Origin of the sequence: Streptomyces sp. NBC_01317, from assembly GCF_035961655.1 — a bacterium.
In the GTDB taxonomy this organism is placed as follows: Bacteria; Actinomycetota; Actinomycetes; order Streptomycetales; family Streptomycetaceae; genus Streptomyces.
Map to the genome: position 1 here is coordinate 4,482,889 of NZ_CP108393.1, position 24,498 is coordinate 4,507,386.

A 24,498-nucleotide genomic window follows, 5' to 3' on the forward strand; every position below is an offset into this window, starting at 1 on the left:
GAGGGAGGGGCTTCCCGCCCGTGGGCGGCGGGGGACCCGCCCCCGTGGACGCCGCGACTTCCGGCATACGGGAGAATCGAGGCGATCTTGAAGCCCCACCCCTCGGAGGAACCGTGTCCGGATTCGTGGAAAAGCCCGAGCCCCTGGAGGTCCCGGGCCTCGTGCATCTGCACACCGGCAAGGTGCGCGACCTGTACCGGAACGAGGCCGGCGACCTCGTGATGGTCGCCGGCGACCGCATCTCCGCGTACGACTGGGTCCTGCCCACCGAGATCCCCGACAAGGGCCGGGTCCTCACCCAGCTCTCCCTCTGGTGGTTCGACAAGCTCGCGGACCTCGTGCCGAACCACGTGATCTCCACGGACCTTCCCGAGGGCGCCCCCGACGACTGGGCCGGCCGCACGCTCATCTGCACGTCCCTGGACATGGTCCCGGTGGAGGCGGTCGCCCGCGGCTATCTGACCGGCTCCGGGCTGGCCGAGTACAAGGAGAGCCGCACGGTCTGCGGGCTCGCGCTCCCCGAAGGCCTCGTGGACGGCTCCGAGCTGCCCGCGCCGATCTTCACCCCCGCCACGAAGGCCGCCGTCGGCGAGCACGACGAGAACGTGCCGTACGAGGAAGTCGCCCGCCAGGTCGGTGCGGAGACCGCCGCGCTGCTGCGCAGGACCACGCTCGACGTGTACGGGCGGGCCCGCGACATCGCCAGGGAACGCGGGATCGTCCTGGCCGACACGAAGTTCGAGTTCGGCTTCGACGGCGACCAACTGATCCTCGCGGACGAGGTGTTGACCCCCGACTCCTCCCGTTTCTGGCCGGCCGAGACCTGGGAGCCGGGGCACGCCCAGCCGTCGTACGACAAGCAGTTCGTCCGCGACTGGCTGACCTCGCCCGCCTCGGGCTGGGACCGCGCGAGCGAACAGCCGCCCCCGCCGCTCCCCCAGGAGATCGTGGACGCCACCCGCGCGAAGTACCTGGAGGCGTACGAACGTCTCACCGGCCTCAGCTGGACCTAAGGACCCAAGGCGTGTCGGTACGAGAAAACCCCCGGTCGATTCGACCGGGGGTTTCCCCTTCTTGAGCGGACGACCAGGTTCGAACTGGCGACCTCAACCTTGGCAAGGTTGCGCTCTACCAACTGAGCTACGTCCGCAAGCGCCTCGGCGCGAGAACTACTATACCCAACCTCGCTCCCGTGCGAGACGCACTGCCGTATGCCGGTTCTCGGCGCCCAGTTTGGAGGCCGCCGAGGACAGGTAGTTCCGTACGGTTCCCTGGGACAGCGAGGCGCGCTGCGCGATCTCCGCGATCGGCGCCCCGTCGGCCGCCAGCTCCAGCACCTCCGCCTCCCGCGCGGTCAGCGGCGAGTCCCCCGCGGAGATGGCGTCGGCCGCCAAATCCGGGTCCACGAAGCGGTTTCCGGCGTGCACGGTACGGATGATCTCGGCGAGCCTGCGCGCGCTGACCGTCTTCGGGACGAAGGCCCGCACCCCCGCCGCCAGCGCCCGTTTCAGGTGACCCGGGCGGCCGTGGCCGGTCACGATCATCGTCCGGCACCCGGGCAGTTCGGTACGGAGAGATGTGGCGACCTTCACACCGTCGGCGCCCGGCATCTGGAGATCCAGGACGGCCACGTCCGGCCGGTGGGCCTTCGCCATGGCCAGGGCCTCGGGGCCCGACGCGGCCTCGGCGACCACGACCAGGTCGTCCTCCAGCGCGAGCAGCGCGGCGAACGCGCCCCGGATCAGATGCTCGTCGTCGGCGAGCAGCACCCGTACGCGGCGGTCGTCGTCCGTGTCGTCCGTCATGCCGCCGCCTCTCCGGAGGGCGTGTCGGACCCAGAAGCCGGTACGGGCCCCGGCAACGGCAACGGCACCCGCGCCGTCAGGCGGAACAGGCCGCCGTCCACCCGCCCCGCGTCCAGCGTCCCGTTCACCACGGCCAGCCGCTCCCGCAGCCCGTCGAGACCGGAGCCCTTCCGCGCCTCGCGGAGCCCACCGCCGATCGAGCCCCCGGCATCGACCCCCGCCTTCACCTCGGCAGTCTCTCCCGCCCCGTCGTTCTCCACCACCAGAACCGCCGCCCGCCCGTCCCCGTCTCCGTACCTCTCCGTCAGCCGTACGGTGCACCGCCGCGCGTCCCCGTGCCGCAGCACGTTCGTCGTGGCCTCCCGCACCACCCACGCCAGCGCCGACTGCACCCCCGCCGACAGCGCGCCCCCGTCGTCCCCCTCGATCCGGCAGTCGATGCCCGCCGCCTTCAACACCCCGCGTGCCCCTTCCATTTCGGTGTGCAGATCCGCCTCCCGGTAACCGCGCACCACGTCCCGTACCTCCCGCTGCGACTCCTGGGCGATCCGCTGCACCTCGGTCATCTGCGCCACCGCCTCCGGCCGCCCGCGCTCGGCGAGCTGTACCGCCAGCTCGCTCTTCAGCGCGATCACCGCCAGGTTGCGGCCCATCACGTCGTGCAGATCACGGCCGAAACGCAGCCGCTCCTCCGCGACCGCGAGCCGGGACTGGAGTTCGCGGGCCGCGTCCAGCTCCCAGACGGTGTTGAGCAGCCACACCGAGAGGATGTACGTGACGACGATGGCCGCGCCCGCAGACGTGACGGCGAGGACCAGGCCCACGACGTGGGACGAGGGCAGCCGCAGCGCCGTCGCCGCGACCCCGGTGGCGGCGATCGTGCCCAGCAGCGCGTACGTCATGTGCCTGCTGGTACGCAGCGTCAGCGACATCGCCCCGAGGCCGTAGGTGGCGAAAGCGACCAGCAGCACGGCGGCCGACCCGTCGTCGGCGACGGCACCGGCCTTGATCAGGATGAGCACCACGACGGCGCTCACCACCGTCAGGGCGGCCGTCGCCAGACCGAGCCGTACGGGCCGCTCGCGCCTGCCGAGCCGCCAGTCCAGCGCCCACTCCTGGAGGACGACGCACATCGCGGCGTGCAGGCCCGCCAGCAGGACCAGCCAGCCCCGGAGTGGGTCGACGCTCCAGACCAGGCTGACCTCGACCAGGCCGAAGGTGTGGAACGTCCACCGCGTGTAGCTCTCGACCTTGCCCGGCTTGCTCTTCCGGTGCCATCGGTCCGTCAGCCGGGACATCGCGTCCTTTCCGTCTCATCCTCGTCGCGCCCGGACCCCGCCTCAGCGGCGCGGCTCCCAGCGGAACCAGCGGCGTACGGCGTACACCGCGAGCACCGTCCAGGCCACGGCACTGATACCCGCGCCGAGCAGATCCGCCCCGTCCACCCCGCCGATCCAGCCTGCCCGGACCAGCGTCATCACTCCGGTCATCGGCAGCAGCTCGCACACGGACGCCACCCGGTCGGGCAGCGTGTCCAGCGGGACGAACAGGCCGGAGCCGAGCAGGGAGACCAGGAACAGCGGCATTGTCGTGATCTGCGCGCTCTCCACGGTACGGGTGAGGACGGAGGTCGCGGCCGCCAGCGCCGTGAGCAGCACGATCGCGGCCAGCAGCCCGGCCACGAGCAGATCGGGCCGCCGGACCCCGCCCACGTCGAGGAACGCGCTGCCCGCCGCCACCAGGACCACACACTGCACGAGCGCCAGCGCGGCGGCGGGCAGCGCCGTCCCGGCGAGGATCTCGCGGTCGGCGGTCTCGCCCGTGCGGAGCCGCTTGAGGACCAGCTCCTCGCGCCGGGAGGTGTACGCGGAGACGAGGTTCGAGTAGACGACCATCAGCAGCACCGTCCCGACGCCGCCGGTCAGGGCCGCCTCCGCGACGGTCACCCCGGCGCCGCCCAGGTCGGCGCCTTCGAGCGAGACCTTGATCGAGCCCATCATCGCGACAGGCACGAACAGGGCGGTGAACAGCGCCGTCCTGTTCCGTACGAGCAGCGTCAGTTCGGCCCGCCCGAGGGCGGCGAGCCGCCCGGCGGCCGTGGTGAGCCCTCCCGTACCACCAGCGGTCCCCGCCGTCCCTCCTGTCGCTTTCTCCGCCGTCCTCATCGCTGTCCTCATCGCCGTCTTCATCGTGCACCCGCCGTTTCCGCGCTACGCGCCGCGATGTCGAGGAAAGCGTCTTCGAGCGAGGCGGACCGCGCGTCCAGCTCCGCCAGCTGTATGCCCGACTCCCGTGCCCACCGAAGGAGTTCGTGCAGATCCTCCTGGAGCCGCCGGGTACGGATCTCGATCCGCCGCCCCTCCGCGCCGGCCCGCAGCGACAGCGGCAGCCGTTCGGGCGGGACGTCGTCGGGCAGGACGAACCGGATCGTGGCCGGCCGCGCCTCGGTCACCTCGGCCGGTGTGCCGGAGGTCACGATGCGCCCCTGGTGCATGATCGCCAGCCGGTCGGCCAGGGCCTCGGCCTCCTCCAGGTAGTGCGTGGTCAGCAGGACGGTCGTGCCCTCGTCCCGCAGTTCCCGTACCAACTCCCAGGTGTCGCGACGCCCTTCGGCGTCCAGCCCGGTGGTCGGCTCGTCGAGGAAGAGCACCTCGGGTCGGCCCAGCAGCGCCAGCGCCAGATCCAGGCGCCGCCGCTCGCCGCCCGACAGCTGCTTGACCCGGACCCGGGCCCGCGCGGTGAGCCCGACCAGGCCCAGCGCCTCGTCGGTCGGCCGCGCGCCGCTGGTGCAGCCTGCGCACATCCGTACCGTCTCCGCGACGGTCAGGTCGGAGGGGAAGCCGCCCTCCTGGAGCATCACGCCGATCCGGGGGCGGACGGCGGCGCGCTCGGTGTACGGGTTGTGGCCGAGGATCCGTACGCCTCCGCCGCTAGGGCGGGCGAGGCCTTCCAGCACCTCCACGGTGGAGGTCTTGCCCGCGCCGTTCGTGCCGAGCAGGGCGAACAGTTCGCCGCGTCCGACGGAGAAGGAGACGCCGTCCACGGCGGTGAAGCCGCCGCTGTAGGTACGGCGCAGCTCGTCGGTCTCGATGACAGGGTCGTCGGGGTGGGAAGTCGGTGTCATGTCTTCCAGGCTTCCGCCGGACCGGACCACTCGGCAGTGCGCGCTGTCATCGCCGCCGATGACATTTGTCATCGAGCACAGGGGACGCACACACGCACACGAAGAAGCCCCCGGTCGAATGACCGGGGGCTTCCCCTTCTTGAGCGGACGACCAGGTTCGAACTGGCGACCTCAACCTTGGCAAGGTTGCGCTCTACCAACTGAGCTACGTCCGCACGGCACCGAGATCGAGCAATCGATGCGTACTTCGCATCACCCTACCTGATCCACCGGAGTGGACCGAAGATCGAGCGATGCAGAGCGGGTGACAGGAATTGCACACTGCGCCTCCCCCTTGGAAAGGGGGCGTTCTACTACTGAACTACACCCGCACGCTGCTTGGGGTCCGGCCCTTCGGCCTTGCCCTTCGGCGTGCTCCAGACTCTAGCCGATCAGTGAGGGTGGTTCCAACTCGGTTCGCCGCCGCGTCACCCGGCCGCCACGCGGCACCGCCCGCGGGTGCCGGCGACCGCCTCCGGCCCGGCACCCGGGCGGTGCCCCAGGCATCAACTCGCTTCTCTGAAAGCCTCGTAGACGCGCTTCGGGATCCGGCCCCTGGCCGGTACCGCCATCTTGTGGGAGAGCGCCCACGCCCGGACGGCCGCCGGATCGGGGGCCAGGGCGGTGTGCCGGTAGGTGACGCGGTTCTTGCCGTTCCTGGCGGCGTTCGTCTGCCTGCGGCCCGCTGCCAGGTACGGAGCCAGGGCCTTGCGCAGTTTCTTCGCGTTGGCGGGATTGAGGTCGATGACGTACGACTTCCCATCCAGGCCGAACGCGATCGTTTCCGCCGCTTCTCCGCCGTCGAGATCGTCGGAGAGTGTGACCACTACGCGCTGCGCCACGGATATCCGTCCTTTCTTGCGGTACCGCCTCGCCCGAGGCCGTCCGGAAACACGGCTGACGTGCGGCGATACCGGCCTTCCGGCTGTTAAGGGACAATGCAGCTTTCCGCTGTATTCCTTTGTACAGCGGTCGGCCCGGCATTGTGAAGCCCAGCCAATTGCATCAGCGTGTCTCGCGGCAATGGGGGAACCCGACTTTTTCCCGCGATTTTCCCTGGTGTACCACCCTCCGGAAATCATGGCCTGATCTGCGGCGGGGCTTCGGGGGCAGCGTATCCCTGTTCATATCTACTCGCGTAGATTTTCTGGCCGGGTACGCTGAGGGGAGCTCGGGGGGTCGAGGGGGATTCCCCTGGAGAACACGGCAGAACACAGCAGAACGCAGCAGGAACGCAGCGGAACACAGCCGCACCACACCACCGGGAGTGCCAGTGGCACGCGTCGTAGTCGACGTCATGCTCAAGCCGGAGATCCTCGACCCGCAGGGCCAGGCGGTGCAGCGCGCGCTGCCCCGGCTGGGCTTCGAGGGGATCGCCGACGTCCGTCAGGGAAAGCGCTTCGAACTGGAGGTGGCGGGGCCGGTCGACGAGGCCGCCCTCGCCCGTATCCACGAGATGGCCGAGACCTTCCTCGCCAACACCGTCATCGAGGACTTCGTCGTGAAGGTCGAGGAGTCGAAGTGACCGCTCGTATCGGAGTCGTCACCTTCCCCGGCACGCTGGACGACCGGGACAGCCTGCGGGCCGTCCGGATCGCCGGCGCGGAGCCCGTCCCGCTCTGGCACCGCGACAAGGACCTCCACCAGGTCGACGCGGTCGTCCTGGCCGGCGGTTTCAGTTACGGCGACTATCTGCGGGCCGGCGCCATCTCCCGGTTCTCGCCGGTCATGGCCACGGTGATCGAGCAGGCGAAGGCCGGTATGCCGGTCCTCGGAATCTGCAACGGCTTCCAGATCCTCACCGAGTCGCATCTGCTGCCGGGCGCCATGCTGCGCAACAATCACCTGCACTTCATCTGCCGCGATCAGAAACTGCGCGTGGAGAGTGCCGACACCGCCTGGACCGCCGACTATTCCGCGGGCCAGGAAATCTCCGTCCCCCTCAAGAACATCGACGGCCGGTACGTCGCCGACGAGCGCACGCTCGACGCGCTGGAGGCCGAGGGCCGGGTCGCGTTCCGCTACCTGGACGGCAACCCGAACGGTTCGCTGCGCGACATCGCCGGCGTCTCGAACGCGGCCGGCAACGTCGTCGGCCTGATGCCGCACCCCGAGCACGCCGTGGAGCCGCTGATCGGTACGGGCCGTACCGACGGCCTGGGATTCTTCACCTCGATCCTGAAGAAGCTGGTAAGCGCCTGATGACCCTGGACACCGTGAAGCACGCGAGCGGGACGCCCGACGTCGAACTGCCCTGGAAGGAGCTCGGCCTCAAGGAGGACGAGTACCTCCGGGTCCGGGAGATCCTCGGCCGCAGGCCGACCGGCGCCGAGCTGGCCATGTACTCCGTCATGTGGTCGGAGCACTGCTCGTACAAGAGCAGCAAGGTCCACCTCAAGCAGTTCGGCGACAAGGTCCCCGCCAACGACGCCATGCTCGTCGGCATCGGCGAGAACGCGGGCGTCGTGGACGTCGGCCAGGGGTACGCGGTCACCTTCAAGGTCGAGTCCCACAACCACCCGTCGTACGTCGAGCCCTACCAGGGCGCGGCCACCGGCGTCGGCGGCATCGTCCGCGACATCATCGCGATGGGCGCCCGCCCGGTCGCGGTCGTGGACCCGCTGCGGATGGGCGCGGCCGACCACCCCGACACGCGGCGGGTCCTGCCCGGCGTGGTGGCGGGCATCGGCGGGTACGGCAACTGCCTCGGCCTGCCGAACATCGGCGGCGAGCTGGTCTTCGACGCCTGCTACCAGGGCAACCCGCTGGTGAACGCCGGTGCCATCGGCGTCATGCGGCATGAGGACATCCACCTCGCCAAGGCCTCGGGCCCCGGCAACAAGGTGATCCTGTACGGCGCCCGCACGGGCGGCGACGGCATCGGCGGCGCCTCCATCCTGGCCTCCGAGACCTTCGACGACACGAAGCCGTCGAAGCGTCCGGCCGTCCAGGTCGGCGACCCGTTCCAGGAGAAGCTCCTCATCGAGTGCACGCTGGAGGCCTTCGCCGAGAAGCTCGTCGTCGGCATCCAGGACCTCGGCGCGGCCGGCCTGTCCTGCGCGACGAGCGAGCTGGCGTCGAACGGCTCCGGCGGCATGCGCGTCGAGCTGGACGACGTACCGCTGCGCGACTCCACGCTCTCGCCCGAGGAGATCCTCATGAGCGAGTCGCAGGAACGCATGTGCGCGGTGGTCGAGCCCGAGAAGGTCGAGCGGTTCCTCGCGATCTGCGAGAAGTGGGACGTCATCGCCACCGTCGTCGGTGAGGTCACGGACGGCGACCGGCTGGAGATCTTCTGGCACGGTGAGAAGATCGTGGATGTCGACCCCCGTACGGTCGCGCACGACGGTCCCGTCTACCACCGCCCGTACGCCCGGCCGTCCTGGCAGGACGCCCTCCAGGCCGACGACGCGAACAAGCTTCCGCGCCCCGCGACCTCCGCCGAGCTGCGGGAGCAGGTCCTCCAGCTCCTCTCCTCGCCGAACCAGGCGTCCAAGGCGTGGGTCACGGACCAGTACGACCGTTTCGTGCAGGGCAACACCGTGCTCGCCCAGCCCGAGGACGCGGGCATGATCCGCGTCAACGAGGAGACGGGCCTGGGGGTGGCCATCGCCACGGACGGCAACGGCCGCTTCACCAAGCTCGACCCGTACACCGGCGCGCAGCTCGCGCTGGCGGAGTCGTACCGCAATGTCGCCGCCTCCGGCGCCAAGCCCCTCGCGATCTCCGACTGCCTGAACTTCGGCTCCCCCGAGGACCCGGACGTCATGTGGCAGTTCGCCGAGGCGATTCGCGGTCTCGCGGACGGCTGTCTCCAGCTGGGCACGCCCGTCACCGGCGGCAACGTCTCGCTCTACAACCAGACGGGCGACGCGGCCATCCACCCGACGCCGGTCGTCGCCGTCCTCGGCGTGATCGACGACGTGGCCCGCCGGACGCCGATCGCCTTCAAGGAGGAGGGCCAGCTCCTCTACCTGCTCGGCGACACCCACGAGGAGTTCGGCGGCTCGGCCTGGTCGCAGGTCGTCCACGACCACCTCGGCGGCCTGCCGCCCAAGGTGGACCTGGAGCGCGAGCGGCTGCTCGGGGACATCCTCATCTCGGCGTCCCGCGACGGCATGATCGACGCGGCGCACGACCTGAGCGACGGTGGCCTGATCCAGTCGGTCACCGAGTCCTGCCTGCGCGGCGGGCACGGCGCCCGGCTGGTCGTGCCCGACGGCCTCGACGCCTTCACCTTCCTGTTCAGCGAGTCGGCCGGCCGCGCGGTCGTGTCCGTCCCGCGCGGCGAGGAACTCCGCTTCACCGACATGTGCGGGGCACGCGGCCTGCCCGCGACCCGCATCGGTGTCGTGGACGGTGCGGAGATCGAGATCCAGGGCGAGTTCGGCATCCCGCTGAGCGAGGTCTCCGAGGCGCACCGGAGCACGATCCCCGCGCTCTTCGGCTGATTCCGGCCGTGGTTGGCTGGGCGCGCACGTGTTCGGACGTGCGTACGCGTCCCGCCGTGCGCACAGGACACGCATGACCGAGGGATGGACCGCATGGCGTTCGAGTACAAGGTCGTGACGTTCCGGGAATCGCTCATCGGCGACGCCCTGGACAGCGACAAGCTGGAGAAGACGCTCAACAAGCACGCCGAGGACGGGTGGGCCCTCAAGGCCATCACCGCGGCGGACGTCAAGGGCCGCCTGGGCCCCGGCGCCGTCGAGGGTCTGCTGCTGACGCTGGAGCGCCCGCGCCAGGCGTGAAGTCGTTGAAGTCGTTGATGTCGATGTCGTGAGCAGGCCCTGAGCCTCCGCCCGGATCCACCGGCCGGAGGCTCAGGCCATTCCCCCCTCGGTTAGCCTCGCCGTCATGCCCCCGGCCAAGAAGCGCATGCGCAAGTACGACCCCGAGAAGATCCGAGCCGCCGTCCTGGCGCAGTTCGCGGCTGTACGGGAAGCCGTCGCCGGGCTCACCGAAGCGCAGCTGGCCCTGCCGGCCACCGGGCTCGACGGCTGGACGGTACGGGACCTGGCAGCGCACCTCGCGATGGTGGTCGAGTCGGTCACCCGCGCCGCCGAAGGACCCGAGGTCGCGCCGGGCGGACCGGTGGTCGGACTGGACGAGTGGCCGTTCGCGACGGCCGAGTACGCGGACAGCATCAGCGAGGACGTACGGGCGCTCGCCGCCTCCGCGCCGGTCGAGGAGGTCTTCGCGCGGGCCGCGGACCGGGTCGCGGCGGCGCTGCCGGAGGCGGCGGACGAGCGGCTGGTGCCGGTACGGGTCGGGACGATGCGTCTGGCGGACTTCCTGGTCACCCGTACCGTCGAGCTGGTCGTCCACACCGACGACCTGAACCGCGCGACCGGGCTGGCTGTCCCGTACGACCGCCAGACCCTCGCCGCCTGCACGCGGCTGCTCGCGGACGGGCTCGCGGTGAAGGCGCCCGGGGCGTCGACCGAGGTACGGATCCCGCCGTACGCGGTGGTCCAGTGCGTGGCGGGCCCTCGCCACACACGCGGCACCCCACCGAACGTTGTGGAGACGGACCCGCTCACCTGGATCCGGCTGGCCACGGGCCGTACGACGTGGGCGGCGGCCCTGGAATCGGCGAACGTGAGCGCGAGCGGCGAACGCGCGGACCTGTCCGGCCTGCTCCCGTTGATGAGTTAGCGCAGGTCCGCTTCCGCCGCGAGAGCGACGAGCGCGGTCCACGCGGCGGGGGTCAGCATGAGCACCGGGCCCGTCGGCATCTTGCTGTCCCGGACGGGGATCAGTCCGGTGGCGGTGAGAGCGGCGGGGGCGAACTCGACGCAGTTGCCGCCGTCGGTGTTGCTGTAGCTCGACTTGATCCACTCCACGTGGGGCGTCTCCTGCGAAATGCTCATGTGGAAAGTGCCTCCATGGGGGATGCGATGAGGGCGCCGGTCTCGCGGGGAGACAGCGCGTTGGCCCTCATCACATCGTAGGCCCGGCGGTGCCGGGCCACACTGGCCGCGTCTTCCAGCAACTGGCCCGTGGTGATGCTCTCTTCGTAGGCGACGCTTGTTCCGTTGTCCAGAGTCAGAAGCGTCAGCGAGCCGCCCAGCAGCGCGTGTGCCCTGTGCCGGAACGGCAGGACCTGGATGATTCCGACCGGACTGTCCACGAGGGGCAACAGCGCTTCCAGCTGCGCCCGCATCACCTCCGGCGCGCCGATGGTGCGCCGCAGGACGCCCTCGTCCAGGATCACGGACAGGTAGGGCCGAGCCGCTCCTTGCAGCAGGCTTTGTCGGCCCATGCGCGCCGCGACCTTCTCGCCGATGTCGGCGGGGGTGGACTCGGGGTTGCCCTGCCTGAGGAGTTCGCGCGCGTACGCCTCCGTCTGGACGAGTCCCGGGACAGTGTGCCCGGAGTACTCCTCGATCGTCACGGCCCGCGCCTCCAACTCCATGCGCCGCCGGTACTTGTCCGGATGGACCTCGTTGCGTGCCAGCGCGTACAGCTTCGCGAACAGCCCGTCCGTCCCGAACGCCGCGTCCAGCTTGGCCGCGAGGTCCGGGGCGATCATCGCTTGCGCCGTCTCGTAGCGGTGCAGCGAACTCCGCGAGTATCTGATGACGGCCGCCAGGTCCTCCAGAGACATCCCAGCCTGTTCGCGCAACCTGCGCATCTCGGATCCGAACAGGTGCCGGACCGACCGGTCGGGGGTCAGTTCGCGAGGGCGTGGGGTCATGGGGGCAACCTCGATTCTCTGTGGGCCCTTCGAGACGTCTGAGACGTCTGAGACGTCGGTCACTCAGGATCGTAGGCAGGGGCGCTGCCCCATTTCATACGGATGGTGACTCTGTGGTCACGGAGAGGGTTCTCGCGCCGGGGCGCCCCCACCCGCACGGAACCGTCCGTCCGTGTGATCCGTCCCACCCCCATGCAGAAACAGCAGAGCACCGCAGTCACCGCCATCACCGCACTCGCGCTGCTCACCCTGGCGGCGTGCGGTACGGAGACCAGTTCGGGTACGAGGACGGGAGCGTCGGGCGACGACGCCTCCGTGCGGGAGTCGGCGCTCACCGGTGTGCGCTGGAACGTGGAGAGCGTGACGGTCGACGGGAGAAGGACCGCCGGGGCGGCGGGGACCTCCCTGGAGTTCGGCGACACGACGCAGGCGACGCTGGCCACCGGCTGTGACGAGTACGAGGTGGACGTGTCCGTCGCGGACGACACGGTGGCCGTGGGCAAGAAGCGGATGACGGCGACCGCCGATTGTGTGCTGAACCTCGACGCTCTGGACAAGGCGCTGGACGCGGCCTTCACGGGGAAGCTCACGTCGAAGGTGACCGGCGACCGGCTCACGCTGACCTCCTCCGACGGCGACGTCCTCGCCCTGACCAGCGGACCTCCCGCGCCCCTGACCGGCACGAAGTGGACCGTGAACGCCCTGGCCTCGGACGGGAGCGCCGCCCGCCTGCCGGCCGGGACGGACGGTTCGGCGTCCTTCACGCTGGGCACCGACGGTTCCGTACAGGGCAATCTGGGCTGCAACGGATTCGGCGCCAGGGCGAAGGTCTCCGGCGACACCATCACGTTCAGCCGGGTGATCTCGACAAAAATGGCCTGTACAGGCCCTCGGTCGGCGGTCGAGAAGCACTTGTTGAAGGTCCTGCGCGGCAAGGTCACGTATGAGGTCAACCACGGTGGGCTGTGGCTGACCGGGGTGGACGGCGGACTCGCCGCACTGCCCGCCTCGAAGGCCTAGACACCGCCTGCCACGGCCTCCGTACCGGCCGGACGGGCCGCCGGAACCCACCCGCGCCCGTTCACCGGCCACCTCTGCCCGGCTACGTAAAGAAGCGAAAGCATCACGGAACGTACGGTCCGCAGGGGCGGTATCCGGCCACGTCCCATCCCCAATTCGGACCAGTGGTCGATCTCGCCTACACTCGGTGGCGTGCCTCGTGGTGATGGACGACTCAACCACGACCTGCTCCCCGGTGAGAAAGGCCCCCAGGACGCGTGTGGCGTCTTCGGAGTCTGGGCCCCGGGCGAAGAGGTCGCCAAGCTCACCTATTTCGGACTGTATGCCCTACAGCACCGTGGACAGGAGTCCGCGGGCATCGCAGTGAGCAACGGGTCCCAAATCCTGGTTTTCAAGGACATGGGCCTTGTCTCACAGGTCTTCGACGAAACGTCCCTCGGCTCCCTCCTCGGCCATATCGCGGTGGGCCATGCCCGCTACTCCACCACCGGAGCCTCGGTGTGGGAGAACGCGCAGCCGACCTTCCGGGCGACGGCCCACGGCTCGATAGCGCTCGGTCACAACGGGAACCTGGTCAACACCGCCCAGCTCGCCGAGATGGTCGCCGACCTCCCCAAGGAAAACGGCCGGCCCACGCGCGTGGCCGCCACCAACGACACCGACCTGGTCACGGCGCTCCTCGCCGGCCAGACGGACGACGACGGCAAGCCACTCACGGTCGAGGAAGCCGCCGCCAAGATCCTGCCCGACGTGCAGGGCGCCTTCTCGCTCGTCTTCATGGACGAGCACACCCTCTACGCCGCCCGTGACCCGCAGGGCATCCGCCCGCTTGTCCTCGGCCGGCTGGAGCGCGGCTGGGTCGTCGCCTCCGAGGGCGCCGCCCTCGACATCTGCGGCGCCTCCTTCGTCCGCGAGATCGAGCCCGGTGAGCTGATCGCCATCGACGAGAACGGTCTGCGGACCCAGCGATTCGCGGAAGCGAAGCCCAAGGGCTGTGTCTTCGAGTACGTCTACCTGGCGCGTCCCGACACGGACATCGCCGGTCGGAACGTGTATCTGTCCCGCGTGGAAATGGGCCGGAAACTCGCGAAAGAAGCGCCCGTCGAGGCCGATCTGGTCATAGCGACCCCGGAGTCCGGCACCCCGGCCGCCATCGGTTACGCCGAGGCGAGCGGAATCCCGTACGGCTCGGGACTCGTCAAGAACGCCTATGTCGGCCGGACCTTCATCCAGCCGTCCCAGACCATCCGCCAGCTGGGCATCCGGCTGAAGCTCAACCCCCTCAAGGAAGTCATCCGGGGCAAGCGCCTGGTGGTCGTGGACGACTCGATCGTCCGCGGCAACACCCAGCGGGCGCTGGTCAAGATGCTCCGCGAGGCGGGCGCCGCCGAGGTCCACATCCGGATCTCGTCCCCGCCGGTCAAGTGGCCGTGCTTCTTCGGCATCGACTTCGCGACCCGCGCCGAGCTGATCGCCAACGGCATGACGATCGACGAGATCGGTGTCTCGCTGGGCGCCGACTCCCTCTCGTACATCTCCCTCGACGGGATGATCGAGGCGACCACCATCGCCAAGCCGAACCTCTGCCGTGCCTGCTTCGACGGCGAGTACCCGATGGATCTCCCCGATCCCGAGCTGCTCGGCAAGCAGCTGCTGGAGACCGAGCTGGCGGCGGGACCGGCCAACGCGGCCGCCGAGGCGCTCCGCCGCCCGTAGGTCCGCAACCCGTATGTCCGCCATCCGTAGGTCCGCCCTCCGTAGGACGACCGGTTCCGCATCCGTATGACGACCGCATGACGACAGGAAAGTACTCAGCCATGTCCGATACGACCACTGGTGCCAGCTACGCGGCCGCGGGCGTCGACATCGAAGCCGGTGACCGCGCGGTCGAGCTGATGAAGGAGTGGGTGAAGAAGACGAGGCGCCCCGAGGTCCTCGGCGGCCTCGGCGGTTTCGCCGGCCTCTTCGACGCCTCCGCCCTCAAGCGCTACGAGCGGCCGCTCCTCGCCTCCGCCACCGATGGCGTCGGTACGAAGGTCGACCTGGCGCGCAAGATGGGCGTGTACGACACGATCGGCCACGATCTGGTCGGCATGGTCGTGGACGACCTGGTCGTCTGCGGCGCCGAGCCGCTCTTCATGACCGACTACATCTGTGTCGGCAAGGTCCACCCCGAGCGGGTCGCCGCCATCGTCAAGGGCATCGCGGAGGGCTGCGTCCTGGCCGGCTGCGCGCTGGTCGGCGGCGAGACGGCCGAACACCCGGGACTGCTCGGCGAGGACGACTTCGACGTCGCCGGCGCCGGTACGGGTGTGGTCGAGGCGGACCAGCTGCTGGGCGCGGATCGTATCCGTACGGGTGACGCGGTGATCGCGATGGCGTCCTCCGGTCTTCACTCCAACGGGTACTCGCTGGTCCGGCACGTGGTCTTCGACCGGGCCGGCTGGTCGCTGGACCGCGAGGTCCCGGAGTTCGGCCGCACGCTCGGCGAGGAACTGCTGGAGCCCACGAAGATCTACTCGCTCGACTGCCTGGCGCTCACCAGGACCACCGAGGTGCACGCGTTCAGCCATGTCACCGGCGGCGGTCTCGCGGCGAACCTCGCCCGGGTCGTCCCCGACGCGCTGCACGCCCGGGTGGACCGCTCGACCTGGACGCCCGACGCGGTCTTCGACGTCGTCGGCCGCGCCGGGAACGTGGAGCGGCTCGAACTGGAGAAGACGCTCAACATGGGCGTCGGCATGATCGCCGTCGTCCCCGCGGAGTCCGTCGACACGGCCCTGACCACCCTCGCCGACCGGGGCGTGCGCGCCTGGGTCGCGGGCGAGATCACCGAGCGCGGCGGCCACGCGACCGGCGCGGCACTGTCCGGTGACTACGCGAGCTGAGGCCGACCTACGCGAGCTGACGCCCGGGGCCGGTCAGGAACCGGCCACTGCGCGGGCCACTACACGGCCGGTACGGCACCGGGCAGCACAGAACCCGGTCCGGGACCGAAGTCCTGGACCGGGTCGGTGAGAACCGCCGGAGAGTTCCGGAGATACGCGGACGCCGGAGGTACGGACGTCAAGCGGGTACGGACGTCAAGCGCCGCGGCGCTGCGCCGAGGGCCCGGACTCGTCGTCCTCGTCCTCGTCGTCGTTGTACCGATCCGCATACTGTGCGTAAGGGTCATCTTCCTCGTCGTCATCCTCGAACGGCTCCGCGTTCGGTGGCTGACTCGTAGGTGATGCGCCCAGCTCGTTGGCCAGACGCGACAGATCTGTCCCGCCGCTGTTGTACTTCAGCTGGCGGGCGACCTTCGTCTGCTTGGCCTTGGCCCGGCCGCGCCCCATGGCTCGACCCCCTCGGTGACGGGGCTCGACGGCCCCAGAGTCTTGACACGCGTTCATAATTCAGAACGAGCTCTCCGCGGAGAGACCCGTCCGTAGGCTTCAACGGTACCTGCTTCCGCGGCCATACGGTACGCCGCCCGCAGGACGCGCCTCGGCTCCGGACCTGCGAAGCGCGCCGTCCTCGCTGGTCAGCTGCGATTTTAACCTCTTATTGAGGGGCGACCCGCCGACCGGGGGTGAGTCTCGTCTCCCCGCAGGGGTACGGCCGCCCCTCCACGCTCACGAGGGGCGGGCTTCGGCCATCCGGTGCTCGGCGATCCTGTCGGCCGCGGCGGCCGGCGGAATCCCGTCCTCCTTCGCACGTGCGAAGATGGAAAGAGTGGTGTCGAAGATCTTCGCGGCCTTGGTACGGCACCGCTCGAAGTCGAACCCGTTCAGCTCGTCGGCGACCTGGATGACCCCGCCCGCGTTCACCACGTAGTCGGGCGCGTAGAGGATCCCGCGGTCGGCGAGGTCCTTCTCGACCCCCGGGTGGGCGAGCTGGTTGTTGGCCGCCCCGCACACCACCGTCGCGGTGAGGGCGGGCACGGTCACGTCGTCCAGCACGCCGCCGAGCGCGCAGGGCGCGTAGATGTCCAGGCCTTCGGTACGGACCAGCGCGTCGGTGTCCGCGACCACGGTGACCTCCGGGTAGAGGTCCGTGAGGCGCCGTACGGACTCGTCCCGCACGTCCGTGACCACCACCCGCGCCCCGTCCTGGAGCAGGTGCCCGACCAGGTGGTGCCCCACCTTGCCGACGCCCGCGACGCCCACGGTCCTGCCGCGCAGCGACGGGTCGCCCCACTGATGCTCGGCGCTCGCCCGCATGCCCTGGAAGACCCCGAAGGCCGTCAGCACGGACGAGTCGCCGGCGCCGCCGTTCTCCGGGGAGCGGCCGGTGGTCCAGCGGCACTCGCGCGCCACCACGTCCATGTCCGCCACGTACGTGCCGACGTCGCAGGCCGTCACGTACCGGCCGCCGAGCGAGGCCACGAACCGCCCGTACGCGAGAAGCAGTTCCTCCGTCTTGATCTGCTCCGGGTCGCCGATGATCACGGCCTTGCCGCCGCCGTGGTCGAGACCGGCCAGGGCGTTCTTGTACGACATGCCCCGGGAGAGGTTCAGCGCGTCGGCGACGGCCTCCTCGTCGGAGGCGTACGGGTAGAAGCGGGTACCGCCCAGGCCGGGGCCCAGGGCGGTCGAGTGGAGGGCGATGACGGCCTTGAGGCCGCTGCGGCGGTCCTGGCAGAGCACGACCTGCTCATGGCCACCCTGCTCCGATCGGAACAGGGTGTGCAGGACGCCGTCGGTCACATCGGTCACGGTGGTGACTCCCAAGGTACGAAGCGGCGGAAAGCCCCTCCGGCGGGTGGGGAGGGACCAGTTGGGCACGAGGGTAAGTCCCCCGGGCGGCGTGGTTCGGCCGCAGTGCCCAGGATCACCCTCCCGGGGGGTGCGGGCATGGGACGATCCCGTCATGCCGGCGGTGTCTTCTGTACTTGTCCCTTACGCGTCCTACCTGCGGGTGTACGAGCCGCTGGCCGCCTTTCCCGAGCCCGAACGGAGCCACTGGGCGCGATATGCCCGGCGGGACCGTACGCCGACCGCACAGGACGAACTACGGCGTTCCCTGGCCGACTTGCTGCCCACGCCGCCCGTCCCCGTACCGGTCCACGAGAGCGGTGACGCCTTCGTGACGGAAGTCGACGGTGTGGTGTGCGTCTGCCCGTGGCGGACCCGGCTGCGCGGCTGGCTGGCGCTGGAGGAGCTGGCGGACGTCCTGCCGCTGCCGCTGCTGGACGCCGTGCTGCCGCCGGTCGTACGCGGGCAGGCGGCGGCGGACTACGAGCGCTGGCGGGACCGGAACCCGGACGCGCGGCCGTGGATCAGGACGGCGGTCTGGCAGGTGCCGGTGCGCTGGTTCACGCTGTTCTCGGACGCCGAGCGGCTGTACGAGGCGGCCGGCGACGGCGCGCCCGTGATGCGCTACCGGACCGAGATGGTGCAGGCGCGGCGGCGGCTGGCCCGCGCGCTCAGGACGCTGCGGGAGTCGGTCGACGACGGGCCGCTGATCGACGGTCTGGTGGACGTCGGGCGGTGGCTGGAGGAGTTCCACCCGCGCTCGCTGGTCGAGCTGGACTACGGCGGCCTCGTGTACGTCCTGTCGGAGGCGCAGCTGGCGGGGGACCGCTCGGCGGCCGACGTGGCGGCCGGGATCGCGGCGCTGCGGGACGGGGACGGCGCGGGCGCGGGGGAGGCGTACGGGCGGCTCACCGAGCGCTGGAAGGCGATCCGGGACATGCAGTTCGCGAACTGACGCGCCCGGCGGACTCCACGCGCCTTTCACACGCCGCGCGGAACGGGGCGCGCCCCTTGGTTCGGGCAGGGGTTCGGACAATGGTCCGGACAGGGGCGAGCAGAGGTTCAGACAGGTCTGGACATGACCGTACCTGTCCGGGCCGGAAGTCCCGATACGGGCCTATGCCTCTCAAGCGTGACGGACCGCACTAACGGGGCTCTTGCGCCCATCACCCCTCCTCGTGTCAAAATAGGACAAGGAGTCCGGGGAGGGCTCCTTCCGTCTCCTTCCGTCCAAGTCGGGGCGGAATGCTCAGCATTGCACGCTATGCGGGGGGTGTTGGTGACTCCCGATGACTCTGTGACTGATCGTCACTGGGGCATGACTGTCCGCTATGGCATGGTCCATCGGCTTCCGCCGCTGATGAACACCTCAGAGGGCAATTCCATCGGTTTGGCCGACGTGGCTGGACGGATGGTGTAGTTGTAGTGCCGAGGACAAGCCGTTCGTCCTATAACCGACTCGGCCCGCGTCTGCCATTTCGGGCAACGTGGGTCAAGGTGCAGAATTTAGAGGAAAGAACCGAGATGGTTCGGTTCTCCCGAGGAGGCCGCTCATGACCGCTCGCACCCCTGACGCCGAGCCGCTGCTGACCCCGGCTGAGGTTGCCACGATGTTCCGTGTGGACCCGAAGACGGTCACACGCTGGGCAAAGGCCGGCAAGCTCACGTCCATCCGCACGCTCGGTGGGCATCGCCGGTATCGCGAGGCAGAGGTTCGCGCACTGCTTGCGGGTATTCCGCAGCAGCGCAGCGAGGCCTGACCAACCGATCAGGGCTCAACCACCTGACCTCACCGTCAGGGACCGACCAACCAGGGAACAGCCGGGCCCCCAACTCGGTCTCCCGCCCCCATAGCTCCACACGACGGGCGCCTGCCCCAACAGGCTCCATGCCCTCACCATGCGGGCAAGTCGTCGGCCGCGCTGGACTCCGCCGAGTTCAGCGCGGTCTTTTTGTGCCCCGGGAAGGGGCTGTCCGACCCCTGTCGGCACGCTGTGTGGAGGGTGGGGCTGATGCTTCTGGAGGGGTTCGGAGGGGGGTGCAATTGCACATATTAAATTGCCGGATTGTAGGGCGGGCGTAAGTGACCCTCTGGTAGAAAATGGTTCGGTGACTCCCGTCACACTTCTTGGGCCTTGCCAACGACGGTTCGGCACCTGCCCCGATCGCCATGATTCAGTCCTGGAGTCACTCTTCCGTGTCTGTACCGGTGTCCGTAACGGTCCCGGACGCCGGTTCCATGGCGAGCCGTTGGAGGCGGTGGCAGATCGCACAGCGCCGTGTGAGGTGCCGGTGGCCCGACGCGGCGGCCAGATGGGCGCGCAGCAGGGCGCCTGTCTCGTGCTTCGGCTGTCTTGGCTGTCTCGGCTGTTTTGTCGTTGGTGTCGCCATGCCCACCACCCCCGGTGCGGGCCCCCGGCTGCGGAGAGGGTGCCCTCATCTGTAGGTACCCCCGCCGGAAGACGTCGTCAAGGCGGCTCGGAGCCCCGGCGGCGGATTTGGACCTTCCGTGACTGGGGCGTTGACGGGCCTTTTCCCGTACGAGAGGACCCCTTGCCCACCCCGTGAGGACCGGCCCGGAAGCGCACGCGCGAAGAAGGCCCCGCGTCCACGACGCGGGGCCTTCTCGATACTGCGGTCCTGACGGGATTTGAACCCGCGGCCTCCACCTTGACAGGGTGGCGAGCACTCCAAACTGCTCCACAGGACCAGATTCGCGGCCGGTTCACCCGGCTGCGAAACGAAACTCTACAGCAGCTCGGAGGGTGCGGTCGAACTGACCGGCGGCCGGGCCCCGGTCACGGGGCGGCCGCGTCGATCGCCTTCACGATGCGCTTGTCCGAGACGGGCTGCGACGTCCCCAGCGCGTGCGCGAAGTAGCTCACCCGCAGCTCCTCGATCATCCAGCGGATGTCCAGGACCTCCCGCGGCACCGGTCTCCCGCGCGGCAGCTGTTCGAGCAGCCACGCGTACTCGTCCTGCATCTCGTGCACCTTCTCCATGCGCGTCGTGTCGCGCTGGACGTTGGTCGGCATCTGCTGCAACCGCCGGTCCACCGCGACCAGGTAGCGCATCAGGTCGGGCAGCCGGCGCAGTCCCGTACGCGTCACGAAGCCGGCCGGCACGAGGGCCGCCAGCTGGTCCCTGACGTCCTGCACGTTGTTGATCAGGACCAGGCTGTTCGTGGCCTTCAGACGGCGCTCACAGGCCTGCCAGGCCGCCAGGATCTGCTGCACCTGGCCGACGGTCCGTACCGTCGCGTCGACGAGGTCGGCGCGGACCTTGTCGTACAGCTTCCGGAACGATTCCTCGTCCCAGGCCGGGCCGCCGTGGTCGGCGATCAGCTTGTCCGCCGCCGCCGTGGCGCAGTCCTCGAACAGCGCCTGCACCGAGCCGTGCGGATTGCGGGACAGCGCCAGCTTGTGCTGGTTGGTCAGCTTGTCCGAGGCGAACTTGGCCGGGTTCACCGGGATGTTGAGGAGGATCAGCCGCCGGGTCCCCGCCCACATCGCCTGCTGCTGCTCGGCCTCCGTGTCGAAGAGGCGTACGGACACGGACGCGCCCTGGTCGACCAGCGCGGGATACGCCTTGACCGGCTGGCCGGCCCGCCGCGTCTCGAAGATCCGTACCAGCGGACCGATCGTCCAGTCCGTCAGCCCCGACCGCTCGATGGCCTCCCCGCCGTCCCGCTCCGCGGTGGCCGCGGCGGCCTTCGAGAGGGCCTGGCGGGCCTTGGGCCGCAGCTGGAGCTTGAGCGCGTCCAGATCCTTGTCCTCGGCGATCCGCTTGCGCCGCTCGTCCACGATCCGGAACGTGATCTTGAGGTGGTCCGGGATCCGCGAGAGGTCGAAGTCCTCGCCCCTGACGGGCACCCCGACCATCCGCTGGAGCTCCCGGGCCAGCGTGACCGGCAGCGGCTCCTGGAGGGGCACCGCGCGCTCCAGGAAGGCCTTCGCGTAGTTCGGGGCCGGTACGTAGTGCCGGCGGATCGGCTTGGGCAGCGAGCGGATCAGCTCCACCACGACCTCCTCGCGCAGGCCGGGGATCTGCCAGTCGAAGCCCTCCGAGGTGACCTGGTTCAGGACCTGGAGCGGTACGTGCACGGTGACGCCGTCCGCGTCCGCGCCGGGCTCGAACTGGTACGTCACCCGGAACTTGAGGGCGCCCTGCGCCCACGAGTCCGGATAGTCGTCCTTGGTGACGGACCCGGCGGCCTTCTCCCGGATGAGCATCGACCGCTCGAAGTCGAGCAGCTCCGGCTCGTCCCGCCGCTTCGCCTTCCACCACGCGTCGAAGTGCGCCCCCGAGACGACGTCGTCCGGCACTCGCTCGTCGTAGAAGTCGTACAGCGTCTCGTCGTCCACGAGGATGTCGCGGCGCCGCGCGCGGTGCTCCAACTCCTCGACCTCGCCCAGGAGTTTGCGATTGTCATGGAAGAACTGGTGGTGCGTGCGCCAGTCGCCCTCCACCAGCGCGTTGCGGATGAACAGCTCGCGCGAGACCTCCGCGTCGATCCGGCCGAAGTTGACCTTCCGCTGGGCGACGATCGGCACGCCGTACAGCGTGACCTTCTCGTACGCCATCACCGCCGCCATGTCCTTCTCCCAGTGCGGCTCGCTGTACGTCCGCTTGAGGAGGTGGCCGGCGAGCGGCTCGATCCACTCCGGCTCGACCTTGGCGTTGACCCGGGCCCACAGGCGCGAGGTCTCCACCAGCTCGGCCGACATGATGAACCGGGGCGGCTTCTTGAAGAGCGCCGAACCGGGGAAGATCGCGAACTTCGCGCTGCGGGCGCCCAGATACTCGTTCTTCACCGACGCGCCCTTGCCCGTCTCGCGCCCGGCCTCCTTCACGTCCTTCATGCCGATGTGCGACAACAGGCCCGCCAGCAGCGAGACATGGACGGCCTGGTCGGGCGCGTTCGTGTCGTCGTCGCTCAGCCGGAGACCCATCTGCTTGGCGACCGTACGCAGTTGGGAGTAGATGTCCTGCCACTCCCTGATCCGCAGGAAGTTCAGGAACTCCGACTTGCACATCCGGCGGAACGCGGAGGAGGACAGGGCCTTCTGCTGCTCGCGTACGTACCGCCACAGGTTGAGGAAGGCCAGGAAGTCGGACGTCTCGTCGCGGAACCGGGCGTGGTGCTGGTCGGCCTGGGTCTGCTTCTCGGCGGGGCGCTCACGCGGATCCTGGATGGAGAGCGCGGCGGCGATCACCATCACTTCCCGCACGCAGCCGTTGCGGTCCGCCTCGATGACCATCCGCGCCAGACGCGGGTCCACGGGGAGCTGCGAGAGCTTGCGCCCGAGGGGCGTCAGCTTCTTTTTGGCGTCCTTCTGCTCCGGGTCGAACGCGCCCAGCTCCTGCAACAGCTGTACGCCGTCCCGGATGTTGCGGTGGTCCGGCGGGTCCAGGAAGGGGAACTTCTCGATCTCGCCGAGCCCGGCGGCGGTCATCTGGAGGATGACGGAGGCCAGGTTCGTACGGAGGATCTCGGCGTCCGTGAACTCGGGGCGCGCGTCGAAGTCGTCCTCCGCGTACAGCCGGATGCAGATGCCGTCCGACGTACGGCCGCAGCGGCCCTTGCGCTGGTTGGCGCTGGCCTGCGAGATCCGCTCGATGGGCAGCCGCTGGACCTTGGTGCGGTGGCTGTAGCGGGAGATGCGGGCGTTGCCCGGGTCGATGACGTACTTGATGCCCGGGACGGTCAGCGAGGTCTCGGCGACGTTGGTCGCCAGCACGATCCTGCGGCCGCTGTGGCGCTGGAAGACGCGGTGCTGCTCGGCGTGCGAGAGCCGGGCGTAGAGGGGGAGCACTTCCGTACCCCGCAGCTTGCGTTTCTCCAGGGCGTCGGCGGTGTCGCGGATCTCACGCTCGCCGGAGAGGAAGACCAGGATGTCGCCGGGGCCCGCCGACTGGAGTTCGTCGACGGCGTCGGAGATCGCGGTGATCTGGTCGCGGTCGCCGTCGTCGCCCTCCTCCTCCAGGAGCGGGCGGTAGCGGACCTCCACGGGGTACGTACGGCCCGAGACCTCCACGATGGGCGCGTCGCCGAAGTGCCGCGAGAACCGCTCGGGGTCGATCGTCGCCGACGTGATGACGACCTTGAGGTCGGGGCGCCGGGGCAGCAGCTGGGCCAGATACCCCAGCAGGAAGTCGATGTTGAGGCTCCGCTCGTGGGCCTCGTCGATGATGATCGTGTCGTATGCCAGCAGGTCGCGGTCCGTCTGGATCTCCGCGAGCAGGATGCCGTCCGTCATCAGCTTCACGAAGGTCGCGTCCTGGTTCACCTGGTCGGTGAAGCGCACCTTCCAGCCGACGGCCTCGCCCAGCGGGGTGTCCAGCTCCTCGGCCACCCGCTCGGCGACCGTACGGGCCGCGATCCGGCGGGGCTGGGTGTGGCCGATCATCCCCCGGACGCCACGGCCCAGTTCCAGACAGATCTTGGGGATCTGGGTCGTCTTCCCCGACCCGGTCTCGCCCGCGACGATCACGACCTGGTGGTCGCGTATCGCCTCCAGGATCGTGTCCTTCTTCTGGCTGACGGGCAGCTGCTCGGGGTACGAGACCGCGGGCACACGCGCACCGCGTGCCCGCGTCCGCCCGGCGGCCTTCTCGGCCTCGCGGGCGATCTCGTCGAGCACGGCTTGCCGCGCCTCGGGCTTACGGATGCGCCGGGAGCCTTCGAGCCGGCGGCCGAGCCGCTGCGCGTCGCGCAGCGAGACCTCGTCCAGCAGGGTCGACAGGTCGGCGAAGGAAGTAGACATACCGAGCCCAGGATCTCACCCCGCGCCGGAAGTCGGCGAACGTGTTTTCCGAGGGGGGTCCGGCGGGAATCCTGCCGGCGGTCCGACGGGGTCCGATGAGGAAAGCCCCGATCGGTGATCGGGGCTTTCCGGTGGTGGCTGGGGCCGGGATCGAACCGGCGACCTATCGCTTTTCAGGCGATCGCTCGTACCAACTGAGCTACCCAGCCACGCGGCCTCACGGCCGCAGCGGTCCTGACGGGATTTGAACCCGCGGCCTCCACCTTGACAGGGTGGCGAGCACTCCAAACTGCTCCACAGGACCAAG

22 protein-coding genes and 6 tRNA genes are annotated in these 24,498 nt (G+C 69.7%); 11 read left to right on the forward strand and 17 right to left on the reverse strand.

Annotated elements, in window-relative coordinates:
• Positions 1-113 precede the first annotated feature (113 nt).
• The gene (locus OG349_RS19295; RefSeq protein ID WP_327235802.1) at positions 114-1,013 is read left to right on the forward strand and encodes a phosphoribosylaminoimidazolesuccinocarboxamide synthase; all 900 of its coding nucleotides are present in this window, start codon (positions 114-116) and stop codon (positions 1,011-1,013) included.
• Positions 1,014-1,077: 64 nt separating this feature from the next.
• On the opposite strand, the gene OG349_RS19300 is transcribed toward OG349_RS19295, so the two are convergent.
• From OG349_RS19300 to OG349_RS19335, 8 genes are all read right to left on the reverse strand, one after another.
• A tRNA-Gly gene (locus OG349_RS19300) sits at positions 1,078-1,150 on the reverse strand.
• A 22-nt stretch (positions 1,151-1,172) separates the two neighbouring features.
• Entirely contained in the window at positions 1,173-1,805 is a 633-nt protein-coding gene (locus tag OG349_RS19305) for a response regulator transcription factor (protein ID WP_327235803.1), read from the reverse strand.
• Positions 1,802-3,103, reverse strand: a complete 1,302-nt coding sequence (locus OG349_RS19310) for a sensor histidine kinase (protein ID WP_327235804.1) — start codon at positions 3,101-3,103, stop codon at positions 1,802-1,804. The genes OG349_RS19305 and OG349_RS19310 overlap by 4 nt, the downstream gene beginning before the upstream one ends.
• A gap of 42 nt (positions 3,104-3,145) precedes the next feature.
• Positions 3,146-3,982: an ABC transporter permease gene (locus OG349_RS19315; RefSeq protein WP_327235805.1), complete on the reverse strand. Its 837-nt coding sequence runs from the start codon at positions 3,980-3,982 to the stop codon at positions 3,146-3,148.
• Positions 3,983-3,990: 8 nt separating this feature from the next.
• Positions 3,991-4,929 carry an ABC transporter ATP-binding protein gene (locus OG349_RS19320; RefSeq protein ID WP_327235806.1) on the reverse strand — a complete coding sequence of 313 codons (939 nt, stop codon included), beginning with the start codon at positions 4,927-4,929 and terminating at the stop codon, positions 3,991-3,993.
• A 142-nt stretch (positions 4,930-5,071) separates the two neighbouring features.
• A tRNA-Gly gene (locus OG349_RS19325) sits at positions 5,072-5,144 on the reverse strand.
• Between the two features lie 84 nt (positions 5,145-5,228).
• Positions 5,229-5,300, reverse strand: a tRNA-Gly gene (locus OG349_RS19330).
• 174 nt (positions 5,301-5,474) lie between these two features.
• Positions 5,475-5,810: a histone-like nucleoid-structuring protein Lsr2 gene (locus tag OG349_RS19335; protein ID WP_327235807.1), complete on the reverse strand. Its 336-nt coding sequence runs from the start codon at positions 5,808-5,810 to the stop codon at positions 5,475-5,477.
• A gap of 431 nt (positions 5,811-6,241) precedes the next feature.
• Between OG349_RS19335 and purS the strand changes: the two genes are divergently transcribed.
• The 5 genes from purS to OG349_RS19360 all read left to right on the forward strand — a co-directional run bounded on the left by purS (position 6,242) and on the right by OG349_RS19360 (position 10,626).
• Positions 6,242-6,493 carry a phosphoribosylformylglycinamidine synthase subunit PurS gene (purS, locus tag OG349_RS19340; RefSeq protein ID WP_161310479.1) on the forward strand — a complete coding sequence of 84 codons (252 nt, stop codon included), beginning with the start codon at positions 6,242-6,244 and terminating at the stop codon, positions 6,491-6,493.
• Positions 6,490-7,170, forward strand: a complete 681-nt coding sequence (gene purQ, locus OG349_RS19345; RefSeq protein WP_327235808.1) for a phosphoribosylformylglycinamidine synthase subunit PurQ — start codon at positions 6,490-6,492, stop codon at positions 7,168-7,170. Before purS ends, purQ begins: the two co-directional genes overlap by 4 nt.
• Positions 7,170-9,419, forward strand: a complete 2,250-nt coding sequence (purL, locus tag OG349_RS19350) for a phosphoribosylformylglycinamidine synthase subunit PurL (protein ID WP_327235809.1) — start codon at positions 7,170-7,172, stop codon at positions 9,417-9,419. The genes purQ and purL overlap by 1 nt, the downstream gene beginning before the upstream one ends.
• Before the next feature lie 93 nt (positions 9,420-9,512).
• A complete protein-coding gene (locus OG349_RS19355; protein ID WP_327235810.1) occupies positions 9,513-9,719 on the forward strand; it encodes a DUF4177 domain-containing protein in 207 nt (68 codons plus the stop codon).
• A 106-nt stretch (positions 9,720-9,825) separates the two neighbouring features.
• Positions 9,826-10,626 carry a maleylpyruvate isomerase family mycothiol-dependent enzyme gene (locus tag OG349_RS19360; protein ID WP_327235811.1) on the forward strand — a complete coding sequence of 267 codons (801 nt, stop codon included), beginning with the start codon at positions 9,826-9,828 and terminating at the stop codon, positions 10,624-10,626.
• Here OG349_RS19360 and OG349_RS19365 read toward each other — a convergent pair.
• Positions 10,623-10,841, reverse strand: coding sequence for a DUF397 domain-containing protein (locus OG349_RS19365; RefSeq protein WP_327235812.1), 219 nt, complete (start codon positions 10,839-10,841; stop codon positions 10,623-10,625). The two genes, OG349_RS19360 and OG349_RS19365, sit on opposite strands and share 4 nt — an antisense overlap.
• Positions 10,838-11,668, reverse strand: a complete 831-nt coding sequence (locus OG349_RS19370; protein ID WP_327235813.1) for a helix-turn-helix domain-containing protein — start codon at positions 11,666-11,668, stop codon at positions 10,838-10,840. Before OG349_RS19370 ends, OG349_RS19365 begins: the two co-directional genes overlap by 4 nt.
• A gap of 192 nt (positions 11,669-11,860) precedes the next feature.
• On the opposite strand from OG349_RS19370, the gene OG349_RS19375 reads away from it, so the two are divergent.
• The 3 genes from OG349_RS19375 (at position 11,861) to purM (ending at position 15,576) form a co-directional block, all read left to right on the forward strand.
• A complete protein-coding gene (locus OG349_RS19375) occupies positions 11,861-12,688 on the forward strand; it encodes an META domain-containing protein (protein ID WP_327235814.1) in 828 nt (275 codons plus the stop codon).
• A 192-nt stretch (positions 12,689-12,880) separates the two neighbouring features.
• Positions 12,881-14,404, forward strand: a complete 1,524-nt coding sequence (purF, locus tag OG349_RS19380) for an amidophosphoribosyltransferase (RefSeq protein ID WP_161310484.1) — start codon at positions 12,881-12,883, stop codon at positions 14,402-14,404.
• Between the two features lie 101 nt (positions 14,405-14,505).
• A complete protein-coding gene (purM, locus tag OG349_RS19385) occupies positions 14,506-15,576 on the forward strand; it encodes a phosphoribosylformylglycinamidine cyclo-ligase (RefSeq protein WP_327235815.1) in 1,071 nt (356 codons plus the stop codon).
• A 195-nt stretch (positions 15,577-15,771) separates the two neighbouring features.
• On the opposite strand, the gene OG349_RS19390 is transcribed toward purM, so the two are convergent.
• The gene (locus tag OG349_RS19390; RefSeq protein WP_161310486.1) at positions 15,772-16,023 is read right to left on the reverse strand and encodes a DUF3073 domain-containing protein; all 252 of its coding nucleotides are present in this window, start codon (positions 16,021-16,023) and stop codon (positions 15,772-15,774) included.
• 279 nt (positions 16,024-16,302) lie between these two features.
• Entirely contained in the window at positions 16,303-17,385 is a 1,083-nt protein-coding gene (locus tag OG349_RS19395; protein WP_327235816.1) for a Leu/Phe/Val dehydrogenase, read from the reverse strand.
• Positions 17,386-17,539: 154 nt separating this feature from the next.
• On the opposite strand from OG349_RS19395, the gene OG349_RS19400 reads away from it, so the two are divergent.
• Together OG349_RS19400 and bldC are read left to right on the forward strand one after the other, a co-directional pair.
• Positions 17,540-18,379: a hypothetical protein gene (locus OG349_RS19400; RefSeq protein ID WP_327235817.1), complete on the forward strand. Its 840-nt coding sequence runs from the start codon at positions 17,540-17,542 to the stop codon at positions 18,377-18,379.
• 598 nt (positions 18,380-18,977) lie between these two features.
• Positions 18,978-19,184 carry a developmental transcriptional regulator BldC gene (bldC, locus tag OG349_RS19405; protein ID WP_003949541.1) on the forward strand — a complete coding sequence of 69 codons (207 nt, stop codon included), beginning with the start codon at positions 18,978-18,980 and terminating at the stop codon, positions 19,182-19,184.
• 427 nt (positions 19,185-19,611) lie between these two features.
• Here the strand turns inward: bldC and OG349_RS19410 are convergent, their stop codons facing one another.
• The 5 genes from OG349_RS19410 to OG349_RS19430 form a co-directional block, all read right to left on the reverse strand.
• Entirely contained in the window at positions 19,612-19,815 is a 204-nt protein-coding gene (locus tag OG349_RS19410; protein ID WP_327235818.1) for a DUF6274 family protein, read from the reverse strand.
• A gap of 244 nt (positions 19,816-20,059) precedes the next feature.
• A tRNA-Asp gene (locus OG349_RS19415) sits at positions 20,060-20,134 on the reverse strand.
• Positions 20,135-20,222: 88 nt separating this feature from the next.
• The gene (hrpA, locus tag OG349_RS19420) at positions 20,223-24,191 is read right to left on the reverse strand and encodes an ATP-dependent RNA helicase HrpA (protein ID WP_327235819.1); all 3,969 of its coding nucleotides are present in this window, start codon (positions 24,189-24,191) and stop codon (positions 20,223-20,225) included.
• A gap of 132 nt (positions 24,192-24,323) precedes the next feature.
• Positions 24,324-24,400 (reverse strand) — tRNA-Phe (locus tag OG349_RS19425).
• 20 nt (positions 24,401-24,420) lie between these two features.
• Positions 24,421-24,495 (reverse strand) — tRNA-Asp (locus OG349_RS19430).
• Positions 24,496-24,498: the final 3 nt, after the last annotated feature.